This is a genomic window from Bradyrhizobium sp. CCBAU 21365 (assembly GCF_015291305.1).
Lineage (GTDB): Bacteria > Pseudomonadota > Alphaproteobacteria > Rhizobiales > Xanthobacteraceae > Bradyrhizobium > Bradyrhizobium elkanii.
Genome location: NZ_CP030036.1, coordinates 1207147 through 1220058 on the forward strand (window position 1 = coordinate 1207147; position 12912 = coordinate 1220058).

Genomic DNA, 12912 nt, shown 5'->3' on the forward strand with positions numbered 1-12912 from the left:
GTGTCAGGCAGCTTTCTGGGCACCGTTCGGCCGGATGCCGAGCAGGTGGCTGATCGCGAACACGAGGTCCGCGCGGTTCATGGTGTAGAAGTGGAAGGTGTCGACGCCGTGCTTGAACAGCTTCTGCACCTGGCCGGCGGCGACGGTGGCGGCGACCAGCTTGCGGGTCTCGGCGTCGTTGTCGAGGCCCTCGAACTTCTCGGCGAGCCAGTCCGGCACGCTGGTGCCGGCGCGCGTCACGAAATTGCGCGCCTGCTTGAAATTGTGCATCGGCATGATGCCCGGCACGATCGGAATCTCGATGCCGCGCGCGCGCACCCGGTCGACGTAGCGGTGGTAGAGGTCGTTGTCGAAGAACACCTGGGTGATCGCGCGCGTCGCGCCGGCGTCGACCTTGGCCTTCAGCGTGTCGATGTCGGCGTCGAAATCCTTCGCTTCCGGATGCTTCTCGGGATAGGCGGACACCGAGATCTCGATGTCGGCGTGGCGCCGCTTGATCCCGGCGACAAGCTCGGCCGAGCTCTGGTAGCCGTCCGGATGGGTGAAGTAGGGCGTGCCGATGCCGCCGGGCGGATCGCCGCGCAGTGCGACGATGTGACGGACGCCGACCTCATGATAGCGGTCGACGATGTCGTCGATCTCGCCGCGCGAGGCGCTGACGCAGGTCAGATGCGCAGCCGGCAGCAGATCGGTCTCACGCAGGATGCGAGTGATGGTCGAATGGGTACGCTCGCGGGTCGAGCCGCCGGCGCCGTAGGTGACCGAAACGAAGTTCGGCGTCAGCGGCGCCAGGCGATTGATCGTCTCCCAGAGATTGCGCTCCATCTCCTCGGTCTTCGGCGGGAAGAACTCGAAGGAGATTTTCGGCGCCTTGGGCGCACGCGGTGCGTTCGGCACGGAGGAAATGGTCTCGGTCATGATACGCAAAGGCTCCGCAACTGGAGGGCAGACGTCCGGCCTGGATATGAAGGCCCTAAGATAAGCCAAATGCGTTGGATCAAACAGCCCATCGGATATGGGAAATTGCCCATTCGTGGTGCAGTTTTGTCAAAAATTGACTATCGAGAATGTCTCGGTGGGCAAGCCATTGGTTTCGCCTGATAGCAATAAGATGTTGAAAATATTTAAATAATAAGGATTCTGCAAGTGATTGGAGGTCGAAATCGATTGGTGGGTAGCTTGGTGCGTCAATGAATTGTTGTATATCGTCCCAAAATCGGTGGCTGCCCGCGCCGATGTTCCGCTGCGGGACTGGTCTGCGCGGTCGGGGCCTTTGTCGCCTCGTGGCGTCACACTAGGTTGACGGCCATGATTCCGCTCTCCGTCCTCGACCTGTCCGTCGTCACCACCGGCACCAGGCCGGCCGCTGCGCTCCGCAACAGCATCGACCTGGCGCGCCATGTCGATGGTCTCGGCTACACACGTTATTGGCTCGCCGAACACCACAACCTCGCTTCCGTTGCGAGCCCGGCGCCCGATCTGATGATCGGGCAGATCGCGGCGGTGACGCAGCATATCCGTGTCGGCTCCGGCGGCGTGATGCTGCCGAACCACGCGCCGCTCGTCGTCGCCGAGCGCTTCAAGATGCTGGAGGCGCTGTTTCCCAGCCGCATCGATCTCGGCCTCGGCCGCGCGCCCGGCACCGACGGCGCCACCGCCTACGCGCTGCGCAGCCGGCTCGATCGCCGCGAGGGCGATGATTTCCTCGAGCGGCTGCACGAGCTGACCTTGTGGGAGACGCGCGATTTCCCACCCGGCCATCCCTATAACAATGTGGTGGCGATGCCGGACGACTCGCCGCTGCCGCCGATCTGGCTGCTCGGCTCGAGCGACTATTCCGCCGAGCTCGCCGCACAGGTCGGGATGGGCTTTGCATTCGCGCATCATTTTGCCACTCACGACGCTATTGCGGCGATGACGAATTACCGCGCGCATTTCAAGCCGTCGGGCTGGCGCGCGACGCCGCAGGCGATCCTGGCGGTCGCCGTCGTCACGGCGGAGACCGACGCCGAGGCCGAGCGGCTTGCAATGTCGATGGATCTCAACCGGCTGCGCCGCGACCGCGGCCAGTATCTGCCGCTGCCTAGCGTCGAGGAGGCAGAAGCCTATCCCTACACCGACGCCGAGCGCGCCTCGATCGCGCGCAACCGCGCCCGCCTCTTCGTCGGCAGCCCCGCAACCGTGATGACGAAGCTGGAGCCGCTGATCGCGGCGACCCAAGCGGATGAGCTGATGGTGATATCAGCGGTCTACGACCACGCGGCGCGAAAGAAGTCGTACAGCCTGCTCGCCGAGGCGTTCGGGCTCGCGAAGAGAGCCGCCACATAACGGTTGTCGTCCCGGCGAAGGCCGCGACCCATACGCCGCGGCCCCAGTTGTTGCGCAAGCTGGTTGCCGCCTTGCTGCCTACGAACGTCGGTGGTTATGGGTCGCGGCCTGCGCCGGGACGACGCGCGGAAAAGATTGCGTTCGTGCGACTCAGTCCTGCGTCTCGCTGAAGGTCGCGCGGAACGGGTGGCCGGGATAGACGCCGACGATACGGAATTCGCGCGAGAAGAATTTCAATTCCTCGAGCGCAAAGGCGAGGCCGCGGTCATCGGGATGACCGTCGACATCGGCATAGAATTGCGTGGCGAAGAAATTGCCGTCGACCATGTAGCTTTCGAGCTTGGTCATGTTGACGCCGTTGGTGGCAAAGCCGCCCAGCGCCTTGTACAGCGCGGCGGGCAAATTGCGCACCCGGAAGACAAAAGTCGTGACCAGCGGCCCCGAGCCCTGCGCGGCCCATTTGGCCTCGCGCGCCAGCACCACGAAGCGGGTGGTGTTGTGGGCTTCGTCCTCGATGTCCTCGGCGAGAATGTCGAGGCCGTAGATATCGGCGGCGAGGCGGGAGGCGATCGCCGCCACGCTCTTGTCGCCGCGCTCGGAGATGTCGCGGGCGCTGCCGGCGGTGTCGGCGGCGACGATCGGCTTGATGCCGAGCTTGCGGATGACGCGGCGGCACTGGCCGAGCGCGTGGACGTGGCTCTCCACGCTCTTGATGTCGGCGAGTTTGGTGCCCTTGATCGCCATCAGCTGGTGGCGGATCGGCAAGAACCATTCGCCGACGATGAACAGGCCCGAGGCGGGCAAGAGATGGTGGATGTCGGCGACGCGGCCGGCGACCGAATTCTCGATCGGGATCATGCCGAGATCGGCCTCGCCCGAGGAAATCGCCGCCAGCGCGTCCTCGAAGGTCGGGCAGGGCATCGGCTCGGCGTCGGGATAGGCCTCGACGATCGCGATATGGGAATTGGCGCCAGGCTCGCCCTGGAACGCGATTTTCAGCTTCTTGGTCATGGGTGGCCTTTTACCAGCCGGTCAGGCTTTGGAAAGTATTCTGCGGGCGGTTTCGAGGTCGGCCGGGGTGTCGACGCCGCGCGGGACAGTGTCAACGATGGTGATGTCGATCCGCATCCCGGCTTCCAGCGCGCGGAGCTGCTCGAGCTTTTCCTGCTGCTCCAGCGGCGAGGGCGGCAGCGCCACGAACCGCTCCAGCGCGGCGCGGCGGTAGGCGTACAGGCCGATATGATGGTAGCGCGGCCCGTCGCCATAAGGCGCCGTGGCGCGGGTGAAATACAGCGCGCGCAACCGGTTCGGCCCGATCGGCGAGCCGACGGCCTTGACGACGCTGGGGGCCTGATCCTCCTCCTCGCTATGGATGCGCGAGGCCAGGGTCGAGATGTCGACTGCGGGATCGTCGAGCGCCGGCATCACGCTGCGGATGGTCTCGGGGCTGATGGTCGGGAAATCGCCCTGCAGATTGACCACGATCTCGGCATGGCCGCCCGGGTCGAGGGTCGTCATCGCTTCGTAAATCCGGTCCGAGCCGGACGGGTGGTCGGAGCGGGTCATCACGACCTCGCCGCCGGCGGCCTTCACCGCTGCAGCGATCTCGGCCGTGTCGGTCGCAACCGCAACCCGGCCGATGCCCGCCGCCTCGGCCCGCCGCAGCACATGGACGATCATCGGCACGCCGGCGATCTCGAGCAGCGGCTTTCCTGGCAGCCGGGTGGCGGCCATGCGAGCCGGAATCAGCACCAAGGTACGGGGTTGGGTCATTCGTGTCGGGGCCCGTCCGGCCTGCGGAAATTGCCGGGGAGGAGGTTGAATTCGGCGCGTTTATACGGGTTGCCAGAGCGCGGGCAAACCGATATCTCAACCCTGCTTGGGGCGGTGCGATAAGGCCGATTCCCAGGTCTCTCCCCGCGGCCGTATTCCCGGCCTGAAGTCGACATTCAAGGCCCGGAGCCTGACCCGAAATGGACTCCTTCGAACTCAACAAAATCCTCGGTGCGGTTCTCGGCACCTGCATCGTCGTCCTGGTGATGAGCTTTGCCGCCAGCGCGAAATTCGCGCCGAAGCTGCCGGAGAAGCCGGGTTTTGAGATCGCGGTGAAGGAAGAGTCCCATGGCGGTGGCGGCGAGGCCGCTGCGGCCTCCTCCGAGCCGATCGAGAAGCTGCTGCAGACCGCGTCCGTCGAGAAGGGCGCGGCAGCCGCCAAGAAGTGCCAGGCCTGCCACACCTTCGAGAAGGGCGGTCCCAACCGCGTCGGTCCGAACCTGTTCGGTGTTGTTGGCGAGAAGAAGGGCGAGGGCCGCGGCTTCAATTTCTCGGCCGCGATGAAGGGCAAGGGCGGCGAGTGGACCTTCGACGACCTCAACAAGTTCCTGACCAACCCGAAGGGCTTCGTCCCGGGCACCGCGATGGGCTTTGCCGGCGTGCCGAAGGACAGCGAGCGGGCCGACATCATCGCCTATCTGAATTCGAACTCGGAGCACCCGGCTCCGCTCCCGACCGCCTCGAAGTAACGATTTGCTTCGCGCAAGCATGCGGATGAAACGGCCAGGCAATGCCTGGCCGTTTTCGCATGGGGAATCCGCTGTCGCGGGGTTGTTATCGGGACGTTTCGCCGCGCCGATATTGTTCCCGGGCCAATATCATGAGGAAAAAGCAACGTAATTTGTCGAACCGTTGCCTTATATTGGGTCCCATGTAAGCGGGGCCGCAAGCAGGAAGACCGAATTTGGCGATCACTCGACGACACCTCCTTCAAGGCAGCGCACTGGCGGCAATGGCTCCGGCGCTCCGACTCACCCCCGGCCTGTCGGCGATCACGCCGGCCTTCGCCGACGACGCCCCCAACGGGCTGAAATGGCGGCACGGCCTCTCGACCTACGGCGAAATCAAATATCCCGCCGACTTCAAGCGCTACGACTACGTCAAGCCGGACGCGCCGAAGGGCGGCGTGGTGCGGCTGTTCCAGCCCGGCACCTATGACAGCTTCAACCTCGTCGTTGCGGGGTTGAAGGGCTCCGTCTCGGCGGCTGTCGCTCGCATCTACGACTCGCTGATGGAGGCCTCGCTCGACGAGCCCGATACCTATTACGGCGAACTCGCCGAGGCGGCAGCCTTTCCCGATGATTTCTCCTACGTGATCTACCGCCTGCGGCCCGGATCACGCTGGCACGACGGCAAGCCGGTCACGCCGGAGGACGTGATCTTCTCCTTCGAGGCGTGGAAGGCGAACAGCCCGATGTTCAGCGCCTACTATCGGCATATCGTAAAGGCCGAGAAGATCGGCGATCGCGACGTCAAGTTCACCTTCGACAGCGCAGGCAACCGCGAGCTGCCCATGATTACCGGCCAGCTCACTATTTTGCCCAAGCATTGGTGGGAAGGCACCGACGCGCAGGGCAAGAAGCGTGACATCACCGCGAGCACGCTGGAGCCGCCGCTCGGTTCGGGTCCCTATCGGATCAAGGAGTTCGTCGCCGGACGGTCGGTGGTGCTCGAGCGCGTCAAGGACTACTGGGGCAAGGACATTCCGATCGCGATCGGACAGAACAATTTCGACGAGCTGCGCTACGAATATTTCCGCGACGACACGGTCGCGCGCGAGGCGCTGAAGGCCGACCAGTTCGATTGGTACGGCGAGCGCAGCGCAAAGGAGTGGGCGTCGGCCTACGACGTTCCGCCGGTGCGGGAGAAGCGGTTGCTCAAGGAGCTCTTCACCGTCCGCAATCAAGGCCGGATGCAGGGCTGGGTGTTCAACCTGAGGCGCCCGAAATTCGCCGACCCCAGACTGCGCCGCGCCTTCAACTACGCGTTCGATTTCGAAGAGATGAATCGCGTGCTTTCGACCGGCGACTATCATCGCGATTCAAGCTATTTCGACGGCATCCCCGACCTCATGGCGACCGGCCTGCCGGAAGGCAAGGAGCTCGAGATCCTGGAGACGGTGCGCGACAAGGTGCCGCCCGAAGTCTTTACGACACCCTACAAGGATCCGGTCGGTGGCACGCCGGAAAACGTGCGCGCCAATCTGCGCGAGGCGACGCGGCTGTTGAAGGATGCCGGCTTCGAGATTCGCGACCGCAAGCTGGTCGATTCGTCCGGTCAGCCGTTCACGGTCGAGATACTCGGCAACAGCGGCGATTCCGGCATGGAGCGGATCGCCCTGTTCTACAAGCCGAGCCTTGAGCGTCTCGGCATCACCGTCAATCTGCGTGCCGTCGACACAGTGCAATATCAAAATCGGGTCCGCGAATACGATTTCGAGATGGTCACCCAGGTCTGGGGCCAGTCGATCTCGCCCGGCAACGAGCAGCGCGACAATTTCGGCTCGCAGGCGGCCGACCGGCCAGGCTCCAACAATCTCCCCGGCATCAAGAATCCGGCCGTCGATGCCATCATCGAGCGTATCATCTTCGCCAACAGCCGCGCCGATCAGGTCGCCGCCGCCAAGGCGCTGGACCGGGTCTTGCTCTGGAACTTCTATCTTGTTCCACACTTCAATTACGACAAGCAGCGCTATGTCTATTGGGATCGCTTCAGCCATCCCGACCCGCTGCCGAAATACGCTGTTTCGGGATTCCCAAATCTTTGGTGGTACGACGCCGACAAGGCGGCCAAGCTCAAGCGTTCATAAAACTCAAGGATCCGCGCATGGCGCTATTCTCCCGTCGGCACGCACTCGGTCTCGGCATCGGTGCGTTGAGTGCTGCAGGCTTGCGTGCTGCACCGGCGGTGGCCGACAACGGAGCCGAGATGCACGGCATGTCGGTGTTCGGCGACCTGAAATATCCGGCGGATTTCAAGATCTTCGACTACGTCAATCCGAAGGCGCCGAAGGGCGGGGCGTTCTCAATGATCCCCTCGACCCGTGCCTACAACCAGTCCTTCTTTACGTTCAGTTCGTTCAACGCGTTCATCCTCAAGGGTGAAGGCGCGAAGGGCATGGAGATGACCTTCGATTCGTTGATGGCACGCGCGGGCGATGAGCCTGACGCGATGTACGGCCTGGCCGCAAGATCGGTCTCGATTTCTCCCGACAAGCTCACCTACCGCTTCACGATGCGGCCCGAGGCTCGCTTTCACGACGGCTCGAAGCTGACTGCGCAGGATGTCGCCTTCTCGCTCAACACGCTGAAGGAGAAAGGGCATCCGTTGATCGTGGTGCAACTGCGCGATTTCGTGAAGGCCGAGGCGCCCGACGACGGCACCGTGATCGTGACCTTTGCGCCTAATCGCGCGCGCGACGTGCCGCTTTATGTTGCGGGTCTGCCGATCTTCTCGAAGGCCTATTACGCGAATCGGCAGTTTGACGAGTCCACACTCGAAGTTCCGCTGGGCTCCGGGCCGTACATGGTCGGCAAGTTCGAGGTCAATCGTTACGTCGAGTATAACCGCCTCAAGGATTGGTGGGCAGCCGACTTGCCGGTCAATCGCGGCAGTTACAATTTCGACACCGTGCGCTACGAGTTCTACCGTGATCGCGATGTCGCGTTCGAGGGCTTCACAGGCAAAAATTATCTGTTTCGCGAGGAATTCACGTCCCGTGTCTGGGCGACGCGGTACGATTTCCCGGCTATCAAGGACGGGCGGGTCAAGCGCGAGACATTGCCGGACGAAACACCGTCCGGTGGGCAGGGTTGGTTCATTAACACCCGTCTCGACAAGTTCAAAGACCCGCGCGTTCGCGAAGCGCTAATCTATGCCTTCGATTTCGAATGGACCAACAAGACCATCATGTACGACGCTTACGCGCGCAGCGTCTCGCCTTTCCAGAATTCGGACATGGTGGCTGGTGGACTACCCTCGCCCGAGGAATTGAAACTGCTCGAACCATTCCGCGGCCAAGTGCCGGATGAGGTGTTCGGCGAGCCCTTTGTGCCGCCGGTGTCGGATGGATCGGGACAGGACCGCGCACTGCTGCGAAAGGCGACGCAGTTGCTCAACGATGCAGGATGCGTCGTCAAGGATGGCAAGCGGCGATTGCCTAACGGCGACCCGCTTACGATCGAGTTCCTGCTCGATGAGCCGACTTTCCAGCCGCATCACGCCAGCTTCATCAAGAATCTCAAGCCGCTTGGCATCGATGCCAATATCAGGCAGATCGACGCAGTGCAGTATCGTGCGCGTGTCGAGGCTTTCGATTTTGAGGTGACGACCCAGCGTATATCCATGTCGGCGACGCCGGGTGACAGCCTGAGGCCTTACTTCTCGTCCCAGGCTGCGACCACCAAGGGCTCCTACAATCTGGCGGGCGTTGCCAACCCGGCGATCGACGCATTGATCGAAAAAGCTATCGCTGCCGAGACGCGAGCGGACTTGACCTTTGCCTGCCGCGCGCTCGATCGCGTCTTCCGTGCCGGCCGCTACTGGGTGCCGCAATGGTATTCCAACAAGCACCGCGTCGCCTATTGGGACCAGTTCGGGCATCCGGAGAAGCCTGCGAAATATGCGGGCGTCGGCGCGCCCGAGAACTGGTGGTATGATGCGGCCAAGGCCGCGAAGCTCGAGCAGGCGAAGTAGCCGATGAGCGCCTATATCGCCCGACGTATCTTCCTGATGCTGCCGACGCTGCTTGGCATTCTGTTCGTCTCCTTCGTGGTCGTGCAGTTTGCTCCCGGCGGTCCGGTCGAGCGTGTCATCGCGCAGATCAACGGCGCGGACACCGGCGGCACGTCGCGCGTGTCGGGAGGCGGCGGCGATTTCGGCGCGCAGCGCGGCCAGGGCGCGGGCGCAGGCGCGGCCATCAACTCGAAATACCGCGGCGCGCAGGGCCTCGATCCCGATTTCATCAAGAAGCTCGAGGTGCAGTTCGGCTTCGACAAGCCGGCGCCGGAGCGGTTCGCGCTGATGGTGTGGAATTTCGCGCGGTTCGACTTCGGCAACAGCTATTTCCGCAGCGTCAGCGTGCTGCAGCTGATCAAGGAGAAGCTGCCGGTCTCGATGTCGCTCGGCATCTGGATGACGCTGCTGACCTATCTGATCTCGATCCCGCTCGGCATCCGCAAGGCGGTGCAGGACGGCTCGCGGTTCGACACCTGGACCTCGGCCGTGATCATCATCGGCTTTGCGATCCCGGGCTTCCTGTTCGCGATCCTCCTGATCGTGCTGTTTGCCGGCGGCTCATTCCTCAATATCTTTCCGCTGCGCGGCCTGACCTCGGACGGCTGGGCGCAATTCCCCTGGTACTGGAAGATCATCGACTATTTCTGGCACCTGACGCTGCCGCTGGTGTCGATGGCGCTCGGCGCCTTCGCCACCATGACGCTGCTGACCAAGAACTCGTTCCTCGACGAGATCCGCAAGCAATATGTGATGACCGCGCGCGCCAAGGGCTGCAGCGAGCGCCAGGTGCTGTACGGCCACATCTTCCGCAACGCCATGCTGATCGTGATCGCGGGCTTTCCGGGCGCGTTCATCCACGCGTTCTTCTCCGGCTCGCTGCTGATCGAAACCATCTTCTCGCTCGACGGGCTCGGCCTGCTTGGCTTCGAGAGCGTGTTGAACCGCGACTATCCGGTGGTGTTCGGGACGCTGTTCATCTTCTCGCTGGTCGGACTGGTGGTCAATCTGCTCTCCGATCTCGCTTATATGTGGATCGATCCCCGGATTGATTTCGAAGCGCGGGAGGTCTGATGACGATGCTCGCGCCCCAACCGGTCGAGACCTCGACGCAATCGCCGCTCGGCGAGGCGGTGCCCGCCACGCGGCACGGCTTTTCGCCGTCGCCGCTGAACAGGCGGCGCTGGCAGAACTTCAAGGCCAATCGCCGCGGCTACTGGTCGTTCTGGATCTTCGTCGTCCTGTTCGTGGCATCGCTGTTCGCCAATTTCATCGCCAACGACAAGCCGCTGGTGGTCAAATATGACGGGAAGCTCTATTGGCCGGTGATCTTCACCTACGCCGAGACCACCTTCGGCGGCGATTTCGAGACCGCGGCCGACTATCGCGACCCCTATCTGCAGAAGCAGATCGCCGCCAAGGGCGGCAGCATGATCTGGCCGCCGATCCGTTACTCCTATGACAGCCGCAACCTCGACCCGCCGACGGCGGTGCCGTCGAAGCCTACCTGGCTGTTGACCGAGGAGCAGTGCAAGGACGTGGTGAAGCGGAAGGGACTGACCGGCTGCCGCGACCTCGAATACAACTGGCTCGGCACCGACGATCAGGGCCGCGACGTGGTTGCGCGGCTGATCTACGGCTTCCGCATCTCGGTGCTGTTCGGCCTGACGCTGACCATCCTGTCCTCGATCATCGGCATCGCCGCCGGCGGCGTGCAGGGCTATTTCGGCGGCTGGACCGACCTCATCTTCCAGCGGCTGATCGAGATCTGGACCGCGATCCCCTCGCTCTATCTGCTGCTGATCATCTCGGCGGTGCTGCCGCCGGGCTTCTTCATCCTGCTCGGCATCCTGCTGTTGTTCTCCTGGGTCTCGCTGGTCGGCCTGGTGCGCGCCGAGTTCCTGCGCGGCCGCAATTTCGAATACATCCAGGCGGCGCGCGCGCTCGGCGTGTCCAACGGCGTGATCATGTTCCGCCATCTGCTGCCGAACGCGATGGTCGCGACCATGACGTTCCTGCCTTTCATCGTCTCGTCCTCGGTGATGACGCTGACGGCGCTGGATTTCCTCGGCTTCGGCCTGCCGCCCGGCTCGCCCTCGCTCGGCGAGTTGCTGTCGCAGGGCAAGGCCAACGTGCAGGCGCCGTGGCTCGGCCTCACCGGCTTCTTCTCGGTCGCGATCATGCTGTCGCTCCTGATCTTCATCGGCGAAGCCGCGCGCGACGCCTTCGATCCGCGCAAGACGTTCTCGAAGGGCTGACGCATGGACGCGACCAACCAGCCTCTGCTCGACGTCAGCGACCTCTCGGTCGCCTTCGGCCGCGTGCTTGCGGTCGACGGTATCTCGTTCTCGATCAAGCGCGGCGAGTGCGTCGCGCTGGTCGGCGAATCCGGTTCGGGAAAATCCGTCAGCGCGCTGTCGGTGCTGAAGCTGCTGCCCTATCCGACGGCATCGCATCCCACCGGCGCGATCCGTTTCCGCGGCCGCAACCTCCTGACCGCGTCCGATCAGGAGATGCGCGAGGTCCGCGGCAACGACATCTCGATCATCTTCCAGGAGCCGATGACCTCGCTCAATCCGCTCCAGACCATCGAGACCCAGATCGGTGAGATCCTGTCGCTGCACCGGGGCATCGGTGGCACCGCGGCGCGGGCGCGGACGCTGGAGCTGCTGGGCCAGGTCGGCATCCCCGAGCCGGAGACGCGGCTGAAGAGCTATCCGCACCAATTGTCCGGCGGCCAGCGCCAGCGCGTGATGATTGCGATGGCGCTCGCCAACGAGCCCGATCTGCTGATCGCGGACGAGCCGACCACGGCGCTCGACGTCACCGTGCAGGCGCAGATCCTGGCGCTGCTGGCCGAGATCCGCGCCCGGCTCGGCATGAGCCTGTTGTTCATCACCCACGATCTCGGCATCGTCCGCCGCATCGCCGACACCGTCTGCGTGATGAACAGTGGCAAGATCGTCGAGCAGGGCCCGGTCGAGCAGGTCTTCACCGCGCCGAAGCACGCCTATACCCAGGCGCTGCTCGCGGCCGAGCCCAAGCCCGATCCGGCGCCGCCGCAGCCGGGCGCGGAGGTCGTGATGTCGGCGGACAATCTCAAGGTCTGGTTTCCGATCAAGCGCGGGCTGTTGCGCTCGACCGTCGGCCACATCAAGGCGGTCGATGGCGTCAGCCTCGCGGTGCGCAAGGGCGAGACGCTCGGCGTGGTCGGCGAATCCGGCTCCGGCAAGACCACGCTCGGGCTCGCGCTGCTCCGGCTGATTTCATCCGATGGTCCGATCGTGTTCCTCGGCAGCGACATCCAGGGCCTGCGCTTCAAGCAGATGCGGCCGTTCCGCCGCGACATGCAGATCGTGTTCCAGGACCCGTTCGGTTCGCTCAGCCCGCGCATGTCGGTGGCCGACATCATTGCCGAGGGCCTCGAGGTGCACCAGAAGCAGCTGTCGCGCGAGGAGCGCGAGGCGCGGGTGATCAAGGCTTTGAAGGATGTCGGGCTCGATCCCGACTGGCGCTTCCGCTATCCGCACGAGTTCTCCGGCGGCCAGCGCCAGCGCATCTCGATCGCGCGCGCGGTCGTGCTGGAGCCGAATTTCGTGGTGCTGGACGAGCCGACCAGCGCGCTCGACATGCTGCTGCAGGCCCAGATGGTCGACCTGCTGCGCGACCTGCAGCGCAAGCGCGACCTCACCTACATGTTCATCTCGCACGATCTGCGCGTGGTCGCCTCGCTGGCGAGCCATTTGATCGTGATGAAGTCCGGCAAGGTCGAGGAGGAGGGACCGGCCTCCGAGCTGTTCAAGAACCCGAAGAGCGACTACACCCGCGCACTGTTCGCCGCCGCGTTCCGCATCGAAGCGGCCGGCGACGGGGCGGTGGCGACGTAGCTATCCTCGTCGTTCCACGTCATCCCCGCGCAACGGCTTCGCCGTTGCCGCTGGAGGTGCGAGCGCAGCGAGCCTCGAAGGGTGGCGTGGCCGGACTGGGGCCGTCCATTCTTCGAGACGCGCTTCGCGC

General features: G+C 63.9%; 10 protein-coding genes. 7 read left to right on the plus strand and 3 right to left on the minus strand.

Features of this window, described 5'->3' with window-relative positions; genetic code table 11:
- Positions 1–3 precede the first annotated feature (3 nt).
- Positions 4–918, minus strand: a complete 915-nt coding sequence (gene metF, locus XI02_RS05595) for a methylenetetrahydrofolate reductase [NAD(P)H] (protein WP_016840922.1) — start codon at positions 916–918, stop codon at positions 4–6.
- Between the two features lie 390 nt (positions 919–1308).
- Here metF and XI02_RS05600 point away from each other — a divergent pair, with 390 nt between their 5' ends.
- The gene (locus XI02_RS05600; RefSeq protein ID WP_172648872.1) at positions 1309–2328 is read left to right on the plus strand and encodes an LLM class flavin-dependent oxidoreductase; all 1020 of its coding nucleotides are present in this window, start codon (positions 1309–1311) and stop codon (positions 2326–2328) included.
- Between the two features lie 150 nt (positions 2329–2478).
- On the opposite strand, the gene XI02_RS05605 is transcribed toward XI02_RS05600, so the two are convergent.
- Together XI02_RS05605 and XI02_RS05610 are read right to left on the minus strand one after the other, a co-directional pair.
- Positions 2479–3339 (minus strand): prephenate dehydratase, encoded by an 861-nt coding sequence (locus tag XI02_RS05605; RefSeq protein ID WP_069279347.1) that lies wholly within the window; start codon positions 3337–3339, stop codon positions 2479–2481.
- A gap of 21 nt (positions 3340–3360) precedes the next feature.
- Positions 3361–4101, minus strand: a complete 741-nt coding sequence (locus XI02_RS05610; protein ID WP_069279346.1) for a 3-deoxy-manno-octulosonate cytidylyltransferase — start codon at positions 4099–4101, stop codon at positions 3361–3363.
- A gap of 200 nt (positions 4102–4301) precedes the next feature.
- Between XI02_RS05610 and XI02_RS05615 the strand changes: the two genes are divergently transcribed.
- The 6 genes from XI02_RS05615 (at position 4302) to XI02_RS05640 (ending at position 12782) form a co-directional block, all read left to right on the plus strand.
- On the plus strand, positions 4302–4850 hold the full coding sequence (locus XI02_RS05615; RefSeq protein WP_016842622.1) for a cytochrome c family protein: 549 nt from the start codon (positions 4302–4304) through the stop codon (positions 4848–4850).
- A gap of 263 nt (positions 4851–5113) precedes the next feature.
- On the plus strand, positions 5114–6970 hold the full coding sequence (locus XI02_RS05620; RefSeq protein ID WP_016842623.1) for an extracellular solute-binding protein: 1857 nt from the start codon (positions 5114–5116) through the stop codon (positions 6968–6970).
- Between the two features lie 17 nt (positions 6971–6987).
- The gene (locus XI02_RS05625) at positions 6988–8856 is read left to right on the plus strand and encodes an extracellular solute-binding protein (protein ID WP_026192173.1); all 1869 of its coding nucleotides are present in this window, start codon (positions 6988–6990) and stop codon (positions 8854–8856) included.
- Positions 8857–8859: 3 nt separating this feature from the next.
- Positions 8860–9969 carry a microcin C ABC transporter permease YejB gene (locus XI02_RS05630; RefSeq protein ID WP_016842625.1) on the plus strand — a complete coding sequence of 370 codons (1110 nt, stop codon included), beginning with the start codon at positions 8860–8862 and terminating at the stop codon, positions 9967–9969.
- Positions 9969–11153: an ABC transporter permease gene (locus XI02_RS05635; protein ID WP_069279344.1), complete on the plus strand. Its 1185-nt coding sequence runs from the start codon at positions 9969–9971 to the stop codon at positions 11151–11153. Before XI02_RS05630 ends, XI02_RS05635 begins: the two co-directional genes overlap by 1 nt.
- A 3-nt stretch (positions 11154–11156) precedes the next feature.
- The gene (locus tag XI02_RS05640) at positions 11157–12782 is read left to right on the plus strand and encodes an ABC transporter ATP-binding protein (RefSeq protein ID WP_069279343.1); all 1626 of its coding nucleotides are present in this window, start codon (positions 11157–11159) and stop codon (positions 12780–12782) included.
- The last annotated feature ends 130 nt before the right edge of the window (positions 12783–12912 follow it).

What these genes read in the sequence shown, in the direction of transcription:
- metF (WP_016840922.1), bottom strand. Translation starts at nt 918, where the DNA reads ATGACCGAGACCATTTCCTCCGTGCCGAACGCACCGCGTGCGCCCAAG.
- XI02_RS05600 (WP_172648872.1), top strand. Translation starts at nt 1,309, where the DNA reads ATGATTCCGCTCTCCGTCCTCGACCTGTCCGTCGTCACCACCGGCACC.
- XI02_RS05605 (WP_069279347.1), bottom strand. Translation starts at nt 3,339, where the DNA reads ATGACCAAGAAGCTGAAAATCGCGTTCCAGGGCGAGCCTGGCGCCAAT.
- XI02_RS05610 (WP_069279346.1), bottom strand. Translation starts at nt 4,101, where the DNA reads ATGACCCAACCCCGTACCTTGGTGCTGATTCCGGCTCGCATGGCCGCC.
- XI02_RS05615 (WP_016842622.1), top strand. Translation starts at nt 4,302, where the DNA reads ATGGACTCCTTCGAACTCAACAAAATCCTCGGTGCGGTTCTCGGCACC.
- XI02_RS05620 (WP_016842623.1), top strand. Translation starts at nt 5,114, where the DNA reads ATGGCTCCGGCGCTCCGACTCACCCCCGGCCTGTCGGCGATCACGCCG.
- XI02_RS05625 (WP_026192173.1), top strand. Translation starts at nt 6,988, where the DNA reads ATGGCGCTATTCTCCCGTCGGCACGCACTCGGTCTCGGCATCGGTGCG.
- XI02_RS05630 (WP_016842625.1), top strand. Translation starts at nt 8,860, where the DNA reads ATGAGCGCCTATATCGCCCGACGTATCTTCCTGATGCTGCCGACGCTG.
- XI02_RS05635 (WP_069279344.1), top strand. Translation starts at nt 9,969, where the DNA reads ATGACGATGCTCGCGCCCCAACCGGTCGAGACCTCGACGCAATCGCCG.
- XI02_RS05640 (WP_069279343.1), top strand. Translation starts at nt 11,157, where the DNA reads ATGGACGCGACCAACCAGCCTCTGCTCGACGTCAGCGACCTCTCGGTC.